At 68.0% G+C, this 14,602-nt stretch carries 16 protein-coding genes and 1 tRNA gene; 6 read left to right on the forward strand and 11 right to left on the reverse strand.

Features of this window, described 5'->3' with window-relative positions; translation table 11 throughout:
• Positions 1 to 13: 13 nt before the first annotated feature.
• The 3 genes from IM776_RS08625 (at position 14) to IM776_RS08635 (ending at position 2,046) form a co-directional block, all read left to right on the forward strand.
• Positions 14 to 262 (forward strand): acyl carrier protein, encoded by a 249-nt coding sequence (locus tag IM776_RS08625; RefSeq protein ID WP_147038765.1) that lies wholly within the window; start codon positions 14 to 16, stop codon positions 260 to 262.
• 75 nt (positions 263 to 337) lie between these two features.
• On the forward strand, positions 338 to 1,579 hold the full coding sequence (locus tag IM776_RS08630) for a beta-ketoacyl-[acyl-carrier-protein] synthase family protein (protein WP_194419677.1): 1,242 nt from the start codon (positions 338 to 340) through the stop codon (positions 1,577 to 1,579).
• On the forward strand, positions 1,579 to 2,046 hold the full coding sequence (locus IM776_RS08635; protein WP_194419678.1) for an ASCH domain-containing protein: 468 nt from the start codon (positions 1,579 to 1,581) through the stop codon (positions 2,044 to 2,046). Before IM776_RS08630 ends, IM776_RS08635 begins: the two co-directional genes overlap by 1 nt.
• Positions 2,047 to 2,192: 146 nt before the next feature.
• On the opposite strand, the gene IM776_RS08640 is transcribed toward IM776_RS08635, so the two are convergent.
• Both IM776_RS08640 and IM776_RS08645 read right to left on the reverse strand, forming a co-directional pair.
• Positions 2,193 to 2,696 carry a DUF3145 domain-containing protein gene (locus IM776_RS08640; protein WP_194419679.1) on the reverse strand — a complete coding sequence of 168 codons (504 nt, stop codon included), beginning with the start codon at positions 2,694 to 2,696 and terminating at the stop codon, positions 2,193 to 2,195.
• Positions 2,697 to 2,839: 143 nt separating this feature from the next.
• On the reverse strand, positions 2,840 to 3,613 hold the full coding sequence (locus IM776_RS08645; protein ID WP_194422568.1) for a hypothetical protein: 774 nt from the start codon (positions 3,611 to 3,613) through the stop codon (positions 2,840 to 2,842).
• A 177-nt stretch (positions 3,614 to 3,790) separates the two neighbouring features.
• Here IM776_RS08645 and IM776_RS08650 point away from each other — a divergent pair, with 177 nt between their 5' ends.
• Both IM776_RS08650 and IM776_RS08655 read left to right on the forward strand, forming a co-directional pair.
• The gene (locus tag IM776_RS08650) at positions 3,791 to 5,788 is read left to right on the forward strand and encodes a DUF262 domain-containing protein (protein ID WP_194419680.1); all 1,998 of its coding nucleotides are present in this window, start codon (positions 3,791 to 3,793) and stop codon (positions 5,786 to 5,788) included.
• Positions 5,789 to 5,805: 17 nt separating this feature from the next.
• A complete protein-coding gene (locus IM776_RS08655) occupies positions 5,806 to 6,048 on the forward strand; it encodes a hypothetical protein (protein ID WP_194419681.1) in 243 nt (80 codons plus the stop codon).
• Here IM776_RS08655 and IM776_RS08660 read toward each other — a convergent pair.
• The 3 genes from IM776_RS08660 to IM776_RS08670 form a co-directional block, all read right to left on the reverse strand.
• On the reverse strand, positions 6,029 to 6,658 hold the full coding sequence (locus IM776_RS08660; RefSeq protein WP_194419682.1) for a cyclodeaminase/cyclohydrolase family protein: 630 nt from the start codon (positions 6,656 to 6,658) through the stop codon (positions 6,029 to 6,031). The two genes, IM776_RS08655 and IM776_RS08660, sit on opposite strands and share 20 nt — an antisense overlap.
• 33 nt (positions 6,659 to 6,691) lie before the next feature.
• Positions 6,692 to 6,765: transfer RNA gene (locus tag IM776_RS08665), tRNA-Ile, on the reverse strand.
• Between the two features lie 13 nt (positions 6,766 to 6,778).
• A complete protein-coding gene (locus tag IM776_RS08670) occupies positions 6,779 to 7,318 on the reverse strand; it encodes a gamma carbonic anhydrase family protein (protein ID WP_194419683.1) in 540 nt (179 codons plus the stop codon).
• Between the two features lie 141 nt (positions 7,319 to 7,459).
• Between IM776_RS08670 and IM776_RS08675 the strand changes: the two genes are divergently transcribed.
• Positions 7,460 to 7,945: a Dps family protein gene (locus tag IM776_RS08675; RefSeq protein ID WP_194419684.1), complete on the forward strand. Its 486-nt coding sequence runs from the start codon at positions 7,460 to 7,462 to the stop codon at positions 7,943 to 7,945.
• A gap of 118 nt (positions 7,946 to 8,063) precedes the next feature.
• On the opposite strand, the gene IM776_RS08680 is transcribed toward IM776_RS08675, so the two are convergent.
• The 6 genes from IM776_RS08680 to IM776_RS08705 are packed head-to-tail and all read right to left on the reverse strand — an operon-like array spanning position 8,064 to position 14,530.
• Positions 8,064 to 9,542 carry an amidohydrolase gene (locus tag IM776_RS08680; protein ID WP_194419685.1) on the reverse strand — a complete coding sequence of 493 codons (1,479 nt, stop codon included), beginning with the start codon at positions 9,540 to 9,542 and terminating at the stop codon, positions 8,064 to 8,066.
• Positions 9,539 to 10,183 (reverse strand): FMN-binding negative transcriptional regulator, encoded by a 645-nt coding sequence (locus tag IM776_RS08685; protein ID WP_194419686.1) that lies wholly within the window; start codon positions 10,181 to 10,183, stop codon positions 9,539 to 9,541. Before IM776_RS08685 ends, IM776_RS08680 begins: the two co-directional genes overlap by 4 nt.
• Before the next feature lie 38 nt (positions 10,184 to 10,221).
• A complete protein-coding gene (locus tag IM776_RS08690; RefSeq protein ID WP_194419687.1) occupies positions 10,222 to 11,712 on the reverse strand; it encodes an alanine/glycine:cation symporter family protein in 1,491 nt (496 codons plus the stop codon).
• 46 nt (positions 11,713 to 11,758) lie between these two features.
• Entirely contained in the window at positions 11,759 to 12,775 is a 1,017-nt protein-coding gene (locus IM776_RS08695) for an Fpg/Nei family DNA glycosylase (protein ID WP_194419688.1), read from the reverse strand.
• Positions 12,776 to 12,794: 19 nt separating this feature from the next.
• Complete coding sequence (locus IM776_RS08700; RefSeq protein ID WP_194419689.1) at positions 12,795 to 13,280, reverse strand: ribose-5-phosphate isomerase; 486 nt, start codon at positions 13,278 to 13,280, stop codon at positions 12,795 to 12,797.
• Positions 13,281 to 13,315: 35 nt separating this feature from the next.
• Positions 13,316 to 14,530, reverse strand: coding sequence for a ferrochelatase (locus IM776_RS08705; protein ID WP_194422569.1), 1,215 nt, complete (start codon positions 14,528 to 14,530; stop codon positions 13,316 to 13,318).
• Positions 14,531 to 14,602: the final 72 nt, after the last annotated feature.

Genomic DNA, 14,602 nt, shown 5'->3' on the forward strand with positions numbered 1-14,602 from the left:
AGAGGAAATCCACATGGCTTTCACCAACGATGAGGTCCTCGCCGGCCTCGCCGAACTCGTCACCGATGAGACCGGCATCGACAGCTCCGAGGTCGCCCTCGAGAAGTCCTTCACCGACGACCTCGACATCGACTCGATCTCGATGATGACGATCGTCGTCAACGCCGAGGAGAAGTTCGGCGTCACGATCCCCGATGACGAGGTCAAGAACCTCAAGACCGTCGCCGACGCCGTCAACTTCATCGTCGCCGGTCAGGAGTAACACCTGTGGGATGCCACCCTCGCCGTCAGCGGGGCGTGGCATCCTCCTGTCCCCACAGCTAAGGAACCACACGCAATGACCAAGCGCATCGTCGTCACCGGAATCGGTGCCAGCTCCGCCATCGGCGGCACTGCCCCGGAGAACTGGACCAACCTGCTCGCGGGCATGTCCGGCGGCCGCACGCTCGAGCACGAGTGGGTGGCCGAGTACGAGCTTCCCGTGACCTTCGCCGCCGAGGCCATCGTCCGCCCGGAGACGGTGCTGGCGCGTCCTCAGGCGAAGCGGCTCGACCCCTCGTCCCAGTTCGCTATGGTCGCGGCGATGGAGGCCTGGGAGGATGCCGGATCTCCCGACGTCGACCCGGAGCGCCTCGGCGTCGACTTCGCGACCGGCATCGGCGGCGTGTGGACCCTGCTCGACGCGTGGGACACACTTCGCGAGAAGGGTCCGCGGCGCGTCATGCCCATGACCGTCCCGATGCTCATGCCGAACGCTGCGGCCGGCAACCTCTCCCTGCACTTCCAGGCGCGCGCGTTCGCGCGCACCGTGGCATCCGCGTGCGCCTCGAGCACCGAATCGCTCGTGAACGCCTACGAGCACCTCCAGGCGGGTCTCGCCGATGTCGTCATCGCCGGTGGCACCGAATCGGCGATCCACCCGATCACCGTTGCCTCCTTCGCCTCCATGCAGGCGCTCTCCCGTCGCAACGACGACCCGGCGACGGCATCCCGCCCCTATTCCGTCGATCGCGACGGCTTCGTCATGGGAGAGGGCGCCGGCGTCCTCATCCTCGAGACCGAGGAGCACGCGAAGGCGCGCGGCGCGAAGATCTATGCCGAGCTCGTCGGCGGCGGCGTGACGGCCGATTCGTACCACATCACCGCCAATGACCCCGAGGGCCGCGGCGCCGAGCGCGCCGTGCGTCTCGCGCTCGAGGTCGCAGGCCGCACTCCCGACGAGATCACGCACGTCAACGCGCACGCGACTTCGACGCCCGTGGGCGACCCGAACGAGTACATCGCTCTGCGCAACGTCATCGGCGACCGTGTGCACTCGGTCCCCGTTTCCGCCACCAAGGCGTCCACCGGGCATCTGCTCGGCGGCACCGGCGCGCTCGAGGCGATCTACACCGTGCTCGCCATCCGCGACCGCATCGCACCTCCGACCATCAACATCAGCACGCAGGATCCCGAGATCCCGCTGCTGGTGTCCGGCGATGCGCAGCAGCTGGGAGACGGACCGCAGCTCGCGATCAGCAACTCGTTCGGCTTCGGCGGTCATAACGCCGTCGCCGCGTTCGCAGACTACGAGGGCTGATGCCCGGGGCGGAGGCCGACGCGATCGAGTCGTTCTGGGACGAGGTGCGCGCCGCACATCCCGGACTGCCGTCGGCGACCCCTGAGGCGTGGGCGTTCGGCGCGACCGCCGCGCACGCGGACGGTCTGCTCGCCCTGGTTCTCGAGGGCACCAAGACCGGCACGGCATCATCCATCTGGGACTACGACGCCACGGGCGATCCGCTCCCCACGGTCGGTGAGCTGAGCATCATCCTCGACGGCACCGGCGTGCCGCGCGCGGTCATCGAGACGACCTCCCTGGAGACCGTGCCGTTCGGCGAGGTGTCAGCGGAGCATGCGCACGCGGAGGGCGAGGGCGATCGCACGCTCGCCCACTGGCGTGAGGTGCACGAGCGCTTCTGGCGCGAGCACTCCGAGAACCCGCGCGGTTTCGAGCCCGACATGCCGGTGCTGTGCGAGCGGTTCCGCCTCATCCATTCGAACTGACCGCCCAGAGTCACGAAGGCCTCGTCCCCGATCACTCGGAGCGAGGCCTTCGTCGTGCGGGGCGCGGGATTCGCGTTCTCAGGCGCCGGGATCCTCACCGGCTTCCGATACCGACGCCTCCCAGCGCCCCGAGATTGGTGTCCGCGTCAGCCGACCTTGTGGAGCCAGACCACGCTGGCGTCGTCGCTGGCGTGGCGGAACGGTTCGAGCTCCTCGTCCCAGGCGGAGCCGAGGGCGACGTCGAGTTCGCGCTGCAGTTCGAGCGCGCTGCCGGCGGCGATCTCCATCGCGTAGCGGATGCGGTCCTCGCCGATCACGATGTTCCCGGCCGCGTCGGTCTGCGCATAGTGGATGCCGAGATCAGGCGTGTGCAACCAGCGTCCGCCGTCGCTGCGGGGTGTCGGGTCCTCGGTGACCTCGAAGCGCAGGTGCTCCCAGCCGCGGATCGCCGTGGCGAGAGCTGCGCCGGTGCCGACCGGGCCATCCCAGTAGAACTCGGCGCGACGAGATCCCTCGAGCACGGGCTGGTCTGCCCAGTCGAAGTTCACCGCACGACCGATGGCGCGACCGACCGCCCATTCCAGGTGCGGGCAGAGCGCGCGAGGTGCGGAGTGGATGTACACCACTCCGCGTGCGTAAGCCGTCGCCATGATCTCTCCGTTTCATCAGGTGCGTCTTCCCCTACGACCTGTTCCACGAGAGTGGCGTGAATATGCGGTTATACGGTGATTATGGCGTAGAACCCGCCGAATCACAAGCGTGTGATTCGGCGGGTTCTGCAGGCGCGTGCTGCTTACGCCTCGCTCATGGCAAGCTTGGCCTGCTGGCCCTTCGCGGCGTAGTAAGCGGCGCGCGCGGCATCCTTGCGAGCCTGCTCGGCGTAGCCGGCCTCGAGGACGTCCTGCGGGACCTCGACGTTCGGGACGTCGTCCGTGCCGTGGTACTTCTCGATGTACGCGTCGAGCTCGGGACCGGACGTCCACGAGGTGATCAGGCAGTAGCGCGGCTCGGTGCCGTTGTGCGTGGCCGCGTGCCACAGGCGCTGCGTGTCGACGATGAGCTGCGCGCCGGCGGGCAGAGCGATGCGGTACTCGATGCTCGGGTCGGTGCGGTTCTCGCGGAGGACGAAGTAGCTGTCCTTGTCGTCGGTCAGGTTGAAGAACCCGCGGACCACCCAGCCGGTGCCGTCGGGGTTCAGGCGGTTGTTGTCGTCCTGGTGCAGGTTGTACAGGCACTCGCCGTACGGGGTCGGCTGCAGCTCGATGATGCGGCAGCGTCCGACGTTCGCGCCGGGCTCCTGCGCACGGCGCGTCAGGTTCGGCGCCTTCTCGGTCTGCTCCGGGATCCAGACGCCGTCCTTGTCGGTGCGCGGCGGCTTGTGGTTCCAGAAGCCGTTGCACTCGATTTCGCCCTTGGCGCTGGCGAGCGGCGCGAAGCGGGTGTCACCGGAGGACTTCCAGTCGACGTACTCGATGTCGAGCCATTCCTTGGGGTCGAGCTCCTGGTCGTAGCTGTCGAGGACGACGAAGCCCTTTTCCTCGAGCGCTGCGGACTTGATGTATCCCATGATCTGAGTCATGTCCTTTCATCGGGGGCCAGCACGTTTTAACAGGCCCTGATAAGGCAAGCCTAACAGCGGCACCTGACCGTGTCTGAGGACACGGCCTTGAAAATCCCGCCCGGGCTAGACTCGATGACGGCGGAGCGACTGGTGCCGCCGATGTGAGGAGCAGAAGCGAACAACATGGCAACCGCCACGAATGTCGAAGCGACCGCCGTAAACACCATCGAGTGGCTCTCCGCTCCGGGCACCGCCATCGTCGTCCCCGTCTATCAGCGTCAGTACCGCTGGGACATCGGCGGATGCGAACGACTCCTCGCCGACATCCGCGCGGTGGCCGGTGAGGACGACACGCACCGCCATTTCATCGGGTCGATCCTCTCTGCGCAGGATTCGGCCGAGACCGATCTGATCCTCATCGACGGTCAGCAGCGCATCACGACGCTCATGCTGCTGGTGGCGGCACTGCACCACGCCGTCCGGGACGCGGATGCGGAGATGGCCGCGGAGCTCGAGCGGGTGCTCGTGCGCGCCGACGATGCTTCGCGCACAAAGCTGCGTCCGCACGACGCCTGGGCGCACCTCTACGAGTCGGTCGTGCTGGATCGCCGCGACGACGTGGAGCGGGAGTCGCGCTTCGACGACAACTACGCGTTCTTCCGCAGCCAGGTGCATGCCGACGAGGCGCCGCGGATCTGGCGCGGCCTGCAGCGCCTCGAGCACGTGTCGATCACCCTCGGTGCCCAGGCGAACGCGCAGCAGATCTTCGAGAGCCTGAACTCCACGGGCGAGCCTCTTCGCGATCACGAGCTCATCCACAATTACATCCTGATGGGGCTCACGCACGCCGAGCAGCTCGACGTGGAGTCGCGCTTCTGGCTTCCGATCGAGCAGCACACCGGCGAGATGATCGGCGCGTTCTGGCGCCACTACCTCGTCATGACGACCGGTCGAGAGGTCACAGCCGACGGCGAGCATGGCGTGTACGCCGCGTTTCGGCGCTCGTTCCCCAATGTCGACGTCGCACATCTGCAATCCGATGCTGAGGTCTGGCGACACTACGCCGAGATCTACGGCATCCTGCTCGATCCGTCGCACGAGCCGGACGATGAGATCCGCGCCCAGCTGGGATACATCAACACGTTCGGCCGGGCGGCCTATCCCCTCGTGATGCGCGCCTACAGCGATCACGCGCGCGGGCTGATCTCACGCGCGGAGTTCATCGAGACGCTCGAGTGGACGCAGGCGCTGTACCTGCGCCGAGCACTTGCGGGCCTGCCCGCCGAGCGTCTGATCGCGCGGCTGTGCCGGGCGCGTGCAGAGGGCCGCGACGCGCTGATGCGCGCGTTCGCCCGCATCACGCCGTCGGACGAGCGTGTCAGCGCGGTGCTGAAGTACGTCGAGCTTCCCCATGCCGCCTATGTGCTGGGGCGCCTCGAGAGCGTCGACGACACGTCCGAGTTCGACGTCGAGCACATCGTGCCGCTCCTGCCGGGCGAAGCCTGGTCCGGCGACGGATCGCGCCGGTGGAGCGAGTACAGCGAGGACGAGCAGAATAGCCACCGCGCTCTGACCCCGACCCTCGGAAACCTCACCCTTCTCGAACAGGGCCTCACCGAGCGGGTGTTCGGGGCGGCGTTCCCCGACAAGCAGGCCGGCGCGTACGCACGCAGTGCAGTCGACGAGACGCGCGCCCTCGTGGACGTCCCAGCCTGGGGCACAGCGGCGATCACGGAGCGCACCGTGCGGCTCGCAGCATCCCTGCTGCGGATCTGGGCGCGTCCTGCGCTTCCGGAGATCGACGACGACGGCCTCACGCCCGTGCTGGATGCCGTGCGCCGTCGCGGGTGGCCGGCGGGATGGGACCGCGAGTTCGACTACGTCGAGTACCGGGGCGAGCACTGGGAGGTCAAGGACGTCCGGGCGCTGTTCAATCGCGTGTTCCGTCGCGCCTGGACCGACGACCGCGACGCGGCGCTCAGGTACAGCGCGGCGCACGGCGGGCCGATCTACTCCGAGATGGCGTGGAAGGGCCAGTGGGACGCCCTGGACGACGAGAACTTCCTCTACATGGGATGGGATTCGAACTACATGATGAACGCCCTGCAGGGCGTGCTCGAGGAGTCGGGCATCTCCGCGGAGGTCTTCGTGAAGTACTCCTACATCGGGAACGTGATGTGATGCGGCAAGATGTTCCCGTGGATCTGACCTTCGATGAGATCGCGCTGAGCTGGGACGACGATGCTCCCCTCGAGTGCGAATGCGATCACGGCGATGACGAGGCGTATGCGCCATGCGGTCGCCGGGCGAAGTGGCGCGTGACGATCGACTGCACGTGCGGCGAGGATCACCCGCGGACCGTGGAGCTGCTGTGCACCAAGTGCCTTCGCACAGCGCGCAAGGACCTCGGCGACGAGGCCATCACGGCGCGTCCGCTGTGAAGTGCGCCGAGATCTGTTCGGCGATCGCCGCCGCCCCCTTCTTCGCAACCGTCACGAGTTCGTGAATCGCCTGTGATTCCGAGACTGCGGATGTCGATGCACCGTGCTTCCGAGCCGTCTGCAGATTCGCGAGGATGTTGACCGAAGCACCAGCGATGCCGGCGGTGAGCGCTTCTGCCGCGACGGCGAGATCCGCCCTGAGCGACGGCTTTCCGATCTCGGCGAGCAGGACGAGCTCGGGCAGCAGGCGCATGCCCGCTTCACCCAGTGCCGCCGACGATCGGGCGGCCACGAGCGCCGCGTCCCGGACACGGCGGCCCCGTTCCGGATCGTCAGCGGGTATGGCGAGAGCGGCACCGAACTCGGCTGATCTGACGCCGTCCTCCTCGGCGGCTTTCAGCGCCGCCGCGCGGTGAGCGACGAGTCGCGCGGCACATTCCGTCGCGCGCACATCATCGGGGGTGTACTCGGCGACCATGCCCAGCAGAGCGGATGCCAGGCCGACCATGACTCCGCACGCCGCCCCTCCTCCCGGCGCGCCGCTCGGCTGCGCGAGTTCGGCAAGCCATGTCGAAAGCGGCGCGGACGTCGGCACGCGGGAATCGTCCATGCGGGCCACACTATCGAGCCCAGGATCTATCGGTAGGGCGGGCGGGACTTGAACCCGCGATCGTTGGGTTATGAGCCCACTGCCTTCACCAGCTTGGCCACCGCCCCTAGCGCGTCCACTCTATCCGAGCCGCACGGCGTCCTCGTGCGTGCGCAGGTGCTCGTGGTAGATCTCCGCATTGCGGACGAGGTCCGCGCGCTCCTCCTCGGTGAGCTCACGGCGGATCTTCGCCGGCACGCCTGCCACGAGCGAGCCGTCCGGGATCTCGGTGCCGCCCAGGATGACGGCACCGCCGGCGATGAGGCATCCGCGGCCGATCACGGCGCCGCTGAGGATCACGGAGCCCATTCCGATCAGCGAGCCGTCGCCGATCGTGCAGCCGTGCACGACGGCGTTGTGTCCGATCGAGACGTCCTCACCGATCACGACGCCGTGCCCGCTGTCGACGTGCACCGAGACGTTGTCCTGGACGTTGCTGCCACGACCGAGCACGATGCCGGCGGAGTCGCCGCGCAGCACAGCGTTGTACCACACGCTGGATCCTGCTTCCAGGACGACGTCTCCGACCACCCGCGCACCGTCGGCGACGAACGCGTCGTCCGCGATGCTCGGGGTCTTGTTCGCGAGGGCCAGGACGGATGCCGACGAGGAGATGCTCATGAGGTGAGACTATCCTGACTTCCCCGTCATTCCGCGGATTATCGGGGTGATAAGCCGAGCCTCAGCTTGCTTGCGGAATGTGCGAGCCTGAGTACCGTTGTATCCATCAGGCACCGAAAACGCCGTACTGGAGGAATAACCATGAGCAAGGCGCAGACCGTTTCCACCACCGCCAGCGACCCGACCGTGGCAGCTGCCGCGGCACAGTTCCTCTCCCCCGTCGTTTTGGGCCTCCAGGCCCTGACGATCAACACGAAGCAGGCGCACTGGCACGTCCGCGGCGCGAACTTCGTCGGCGTGCACGAGCTGTTCGACACGATCGTCGCTCACGCCGGTGACTTCGCGGACACCGCCGCGGAGCGCATCGTCGCTCTCGGCCTCCCGATCGACGCCCGTGTGAAGGCTGTCGCAGAGAAGGGCGCCGCATCCGCAGTTCCCGCCGGCTTCACCCAGTCGGGCGAGCTGATCCGCAACGTGATCGCCGACATCGATGCGATCCTCGTCGACACGAAGGCTGCGATCGACGGCCTCGACGAGGTAGACCTCACCAGCCAGGACGTCGCGATCGAGATCATGCGCGGGCTCGAGAAGGACCGCTGGTTCCTGCTTGCGCACGTCGCCGAGTAACCACCTCCAGCGATGGGGCACCGGGATCCGTCCCGGTGCCCCATCGCTGTGTCAACCTGGGCCACCGACACTCGCACATCGTTGCGCATGCGAACCTTCAACCTCAGGGTGAAGCAGATCAGGCGCAGTGCGTGAGACGCCCTCCGAGCAGCGTCGCCGCCACGGGCATGCTCCGGAGCGTCGTCATGGATGCCGTTCGCGGATCGGCGCCGCACAGCACCAGATCCGCCCGCTCACCGGGGCGCACCTCGCCGCGCACGCTGGCCGCCAGCGCCTCATCGAGCGTGAGCCGCTCCTCGGGATGCCAGGGATCCCGCTCATCGTCGGTGCGGTGCACGGCCGCGGCGATCGCCTGCCACGGATCCAGCGGCGCCACCGGGGCATCCGACCCCAAGCGCAGCGCGGCGCCGGCTCGCAGCAGCGACGCCATGGGGTAGCCGAGAGCCGTCTGATGGGCCCAGTAGCCGTCCACCAGGTCACGGTCGTCGAGTGCGTGCTGAGGCTGCACGCTCGCCGCGAGCCCGAGGCGGGCGATCCGCGCGATGTCCGCGTGTCTGACGAGCTGCGCGTGCTCGATCGTTCCCGTGGCCCCGGTCGCGGTCACGGCGTCGAGCGCCGAGGAGACGGCGCGGTCCCCTATCGCGTGCACCGCGACTCCGAGGCCGGCGCCGACCGCTTGCGTCAGCAGCTCGATGAGGTCCTCGGGCGACACGTTCATCACGCCGAAGTCCGTGTCATCACCGGGATACGGGTGCGAGCATGCAGCAGTCCGCGTTCCGAGTGAGCCATCGGTGATCACCTTGAGCGGTCCCATCCGCACGAGCTCACCGGCACCGGCCAGCGCCTCACCCGTCCTCAGTCCCTCGGCGATCGCCCGCGTCAGGTCCGACAGGTAGACCGCGAACTCCACCCGCTGCGACCCGAATCCGCCATCCACCCGACGCGCCCAGGACTCGGCGTTCCAGGCCATGTCGAAATCGACGATGCCGGTCACACCACGCGCAGCAGCAGCGGTCCCTGCGGCGGCCACCGCACGGTCGCCGTGCGCCGTCTCGACGGCGTTCAGCCGCTTGGAGATCTCGAACGCATCCTCTTCGCGCAGCATCCCGTCGGGCGACGAGAACCCCTCGCGCCGCAGCGCGGCCGAGTTCAGCCACACGCTGTGGACGTCTGCGTTGATCAGATACGTCGGCGCACCGCCGGTGGCGGCATCCAGCGTCTCGAGTGACGGCGCATCCGGCCAGAGCGCGTCACGGAAGCCGGTTCCGACTCGGCGGCCGTCCGGGAGTGCCGCGACGGACGACATGCGGGCCGCGGCCTCGGCCGCCGACGACACCTGACCGAGCTGCTCGCGCTCGGACGCCAGTGCCCACTGGATCGTGTGCACGTGGTTGTCCCACAGCCCGGGAACGATCCACGCGCCGTCGCCCTCGAGCACGAGTCCTGTCGTGCGCAGCGCTCCGGCCGGGGCGATGTCGATGATCCGATCACCGTCGAGATGGATGTCCACGGGCTCCGAATCCGCGAGATGCTCGCGCCCGGGCCCGGCGATGCGGACTCCTCGAACCGCCGCGACGGCGTCCCCGACAGCCGTCATGCCGTTCGTCCCGGACGAGCATTCTGCGCCCTGCGCATCTCAGCGGCGAGGGCGGGATTCGCGTACACGCCGTCGCCCTGCAGCTCGGCGATGACGTTCTCGACAGTCGCGGCATCCTTGTTCTGGCTCAGCTTCCGCTTGGCCACCACGCGCGTCGGCGTGAGCCGGAAGCCGACTGTTCCGGCAGCGAGCCGTCGCACGAATGCCTCGTCGTTCGGGCGCTCCCACATGAGGCGCGGATCCGCCATCCGGCCTTCGAAACGCTCGACCAGCCGGTCGAGTACCCGCAGATTCTCCTCATCGCTGAGGATCTCGGGCACCCCGGCGAGGTGCACCGCGATGTAGTTCCACGTCGGCACAGCCTGGGTGTCCGGGCCATACCAGCCCGGCGATACATAACCGTGCGGCCCCTGGAACACCACGAGCAGCTCGCGCTCCCCCATGCCGTGGATCAGGTCGTCCGGGCGCCCCACGTGCCCCACTATCGTGAGGTCGTCGCGGTCCTCGTCGAGCATCATCACGTAGTGCGACGCGACCTGGCCCTCGTCGGCGGCGCTGACGATCGTCGCCCACGGATTCTGCTCGATCACGCGGCGCATCTCCGCGACATCGGCCAAGGTGAAGCTGGGGTTCTGGCGCATCCCCTCAGCCTACGACGGCGCGCTCGGCGTCGGCGCGCTCAGGGCCTGCGCTGTGCCGGCCGGACGACCGGGATCGTCTCGGTCTTCCATTCCTCCCAGCCGGGTGTCCCCGCCATGAACTCATCGACCTCGTCGCGGGTGGCTCGCAGCTTGGGATCGTTCTTCAGATACTGCTTCGTCTCGCGCGCCACCAGGCCGGACAGCACCAGCAGGCCGATGAGGTTCGGGAACGCCATCAACCCGTTCATCGCATCCGAGAACGCCCACACGACGCCGAGCTGCACCGTGCAGCCGATGAAGACGACGAGCGAGAAGATGACGCGGAACGGCATGACCGCGCGCCGCCCGAGCAGGCGCTCGATATTGCGCTCGCCGTAGTACGACCATCCGAGGATCGTGGAGCCTGCGAACAGCACGAGCCCGATCGTCACGATGATGTGACCCCAGTTCCCCGGCAGACCATGCGAGAACGCCTCGGCGGTCATGAGCGCCGGACTGATCTGCTCGTTCGTCTCCGGATCGATCTGGTTCCAGGTACCGGTGGCGATGATCACCAGCCCCGTGCAACTGACGACGATGATCGTGTCGATGAAGGTCTGCGTCATGGACACCAGCCCCTGACGCACCGGATGGCTCGTCTTGGCCGCCGCCGCCGCGATCGCGGCGGATCCCATGCCCGACTCGTTCGAGAAGATTCCGCGTGCCACGCCGAACTGCACGGCGATGATGATCGCCGAACCTGCAAAGCCGCCCACGGCGCTGGTGCCGGTGAACGCTTCGGTGAAGATCTGCGCGAATGCGCCGGGAAGCTCGCCGACGTTCGCGATGAGGATGTAGATCGCCCCGAGCACGTAGAAGACGATCATGATCGGGACGAGGCCGGCCGTCACGCGACCGATCGACTTGATGCCGCCCACCAGCACGCTCAGCGCGAAGACCGTGAGGACGATGCCGGTCACCCAGGTGGGCACGTTGAAACTCGACTCGAGGTTCGTCGCGATCGAGTTGCCCTGGGTCATGTTGCCGATGCCGAAGCAGGCGATGACGGCGAAGATGGCGAACGAGAGTCCGAGGACCTTGCCGAGCGGACCCCGGATGCCGCGTTCGAGGTAGTACTGCGGACCGCCGCTCTTCTCACCGGCGGAATCCGTGGTGCGGAAGCGCACGCCGAGGAACGCCTCCGAGTACTTCGATGCCATGCCGAGCAGACCCGTGACCCACATCCAGAACAGCGCACCCGGTCCGCCGATGCCGATCGCCGTCGCGACGCCGACGATGTTGCCCGTGCCGACCGTCGCGGCCAGGGCTGTCGTCAGCGCCTGGAACTGCGAGATGTCGCCGTCGGACCCGGGGTCCTTCCGGGTGAAGAGGCCGAGGCGCAGGGCGGAGCCGAGGCGCAGGAACTGCAGGCCCCCCAGTCTGATCGTCAGATAGAGGCCGGTCCCGAGCAGGAGGGGTATGAGGAACCAGGGGCCCCAGATCCATCCGCTGAAAGTCTCAAGCGCGCTCTGCAGTCCGGTGAGGTCCATACATGCTCCTGTCTCTGCGTCGGTGCAGTCGATGGAACAACACTAGTCACGCCTGGCAGCGCGGACACCAGTACAGCTTGCGCGCACCGAGCTCTTCGAGCACGATCTCGGTGCCGCACACCCGGCACGGGAGACCTGCGCGGTGGTAGACCCAGTGGCGGTCGTCGCGGCTCGCCATCGCCGCACGGTAGTCGGCCGGGGACAGGTCGTCCATGGTCATCATCTGGCCGGTCTCGACCCCGATGGCCAGCAGCCGCACCCAGTCGTGCCACAACTGGCGCACGATGTCCTCCGGCACGGCCTTGCCCGGCGTGTGCGGATTCAGGCGCGCCCTGTACAGCATCTCGGCGCGGTACACGTTGCCGATGCCGCTGACGACGGACTGGTCCATCAGCAGCAGCGCGATCGCCGTGCCCTTCTTGCGCACGGCGTGGACGAACCGCTCCTCGTTCTCAGCCGGGTCGCCGACGAGAGGGTCGGGTCCGAGCTTCGCCACGGTGGCGAGCATCTCGTCGGGAGTCTGCAGCACGCACGCCGTGGGCCCGCGGAGGTCGGCGGCGGTGATGTCGGTCATCAGGCGCAGCCGTACCTGCCCGACTATCGGAGGGGGCCACTCGGACCCTTCGTCCTCCAGTCCCCTGGTCTGCTCCGACATGCGCACGTGCACGCGGGTGCGCCGCGGCGCGCCGATCGAGGTGAGAGAGTTCTCGCCCGCGTCGTCCAGGATCGGCGCGCCGTCGAAGCCCGCGGCATCCAGATCGGTGCCGCGCTGGTTCGTCTGTCCCATCCGGCCGTTCGCCGAGGCGATGGTCGGGTCGAGCAGGATCTCCCCCGCGAAGTCCCAGGCGCCGTAGAGCCCGAGATGCACCCGCAGCCAGAGGTCGCCCTCGGCCTCGAGGAACATCTGCTTGCCGACGGCCTTGACGCTCACGGCCTCGCGGCCGTCGAGGATCGCGGCGCCCTCCGCGAACCGGCCCTGCGGACTCGACGCACTCAGGGTCTTGCCGACGAAGTTCCGGTCGAACTGGCGGGCGATCCGATGTACGGAGTGTCCCTCAGGCATGTCAGCGTCCTCGGGCGTCTCAGGCGCGCGGGTCGGGCAGCAACGTGCCGTCGCGTTCGAAGTCCGCGATCTGCCCGATCCGGCGGACGTGCCTCTCTTCATCGGAGAACGGCGTCTCGATGAAGCGCTCGATGAAGGAGACGACCTCGTCGAACGTGTGCTGTCGTGCGCCGATGGAGATGACGTTGGCGTCGTTGTGCTCGCGGGCGAGCTCTGCGGTGGAGAGGTTCCACACGAGCGCCGCGCGGATGCCGTGCACCTTGTTCGCGGCGATCTGCTCACCGTTGCCCGATCCGCCGAAGACGATGCCGAGCGCCTCGACGCCGGTCGTCTGGTCGGCGACGACGCCCTGCGCCGCGCGGATGCAGAATGCCGGGTAGTCGTCGACGGCGTCGTACTCGACAGGGCCGTGGTCGACGACGTCGTGCCCGAGGGAGCGCAGGTGCTCCTGCAGCTGGGTCGAGAACTCCAGACCCGCATGATCTGTGGCGATGTGGATGCGCATGCTCACCATCCTAGAAGCGGCGACGGACGCGACGGTCAGGGCGCGATCCCGGCGGCTGCGGGCTTGAATCCGAGGCGGACATTCTCACAGTCTCCCGGGCGCGACACGTCGTACCAGGGACCGAGGTCGGTGACGTGCGGACGCTCGGCCGCCGGCGTCCCCTCGATGCGCTCGACGACCAGGTCGATGAGCCCCGTGACGAACGCCGGGTGGATGCCCGGGGTCGGCGTGCGCACGGCCGGGATGCCCGCCTCGGCGGCCGATTCCATCGCCTCGGTGTCGAGGTCCCACATGACCTCCATGTGGTCGCTCACGAATCCGAGCGGCACGATCACGACGGCCTTGGCGCCCGCGGCGGGAAGCTCGGCGATCACGTCGTTGACATCTGGCTCGAGCCAGGGCTGGCTGGGCGGGCCGGACCGCGACTGGAAGACGAGCTGCCACGGCACGGTCGCGCCACCCGTGACCGCGCCGAGCTTCTCCATGATGCGCTCGGCGACCGCGCGGTGCTGGGCGACGTACGCGCCGCCCTGGCCCCAGTCGACGTCGCGCGGGCCGGAGCGCTCGGCATCCGCCGTCGGGATCGAGTGCGTGGAGAACAGCACATGGATGTCGGATGCCGGGATGCCCTGCCCGAGGAACTCGGTCACCGCGGCGTCCACGCCCTCCTGAAACGGCGTGACGAAACCGGGGTGGTCGAAGAAGAGACGCACTTTGTCGGCGGTGACGCGGTCTTCGAGACCGGCCTTCGTGACGGCGCGCGCGATGTCTTCGCGGTACTGACGGTCACTGGAGTAGGAGCTGTACGCGCTCGTCGCGAGCACCAGCAGCGTCGTGTGACCGTCGTTCGACGCCGCCGTGAACGCGTCGTCGAGGTACGGCGCCCAGTTGCGGTTTCCCCAGTACACGGGCAGGTCGATGCCGCGTGCGGCGAGCTCGGCCTCGAGTGCGGCCTTGAGCTCGCGGTTCTGCTGATTGATCGGGCTCACGCCGCCGAAGTGGCGGTAGTGGTGTGCCACTTCTTCGAGACGTTCGTCGGGGATGCCGCGCCCTCCCGTCACGTTCCGCAGGAACGGGATGACGTCGTCCTGGCCCTCAGGGCCGCCGAAGCTCGCGAGAACCAGGGCGTCGTACGCCACCGGAGTCTCGATGAACTCGGCGCCGCCTGCGGCAGCGGGAGACGCGAAGGGAACGGAGGTCTGATCGGGCGCAGTCACCCCTCCATCTTTCCACCTCCCGCGCGTCGGCATCCTCGGCGTCCTGGCGTAGGCTGTCATGGTTGCCGTCGGCGCCAGCAGCGTCGACCCGAGGCGATACCCCCC

This window comes from Microbacterium abyssi (assembly GCF_015277895.1).
GTDB classification, from domain to species: Bacteria; Actinomycetota; Actinomycetes; order Actinomycetales; family Microbacteriaceae; genus Microbacterium; species Microbacterium abyssi.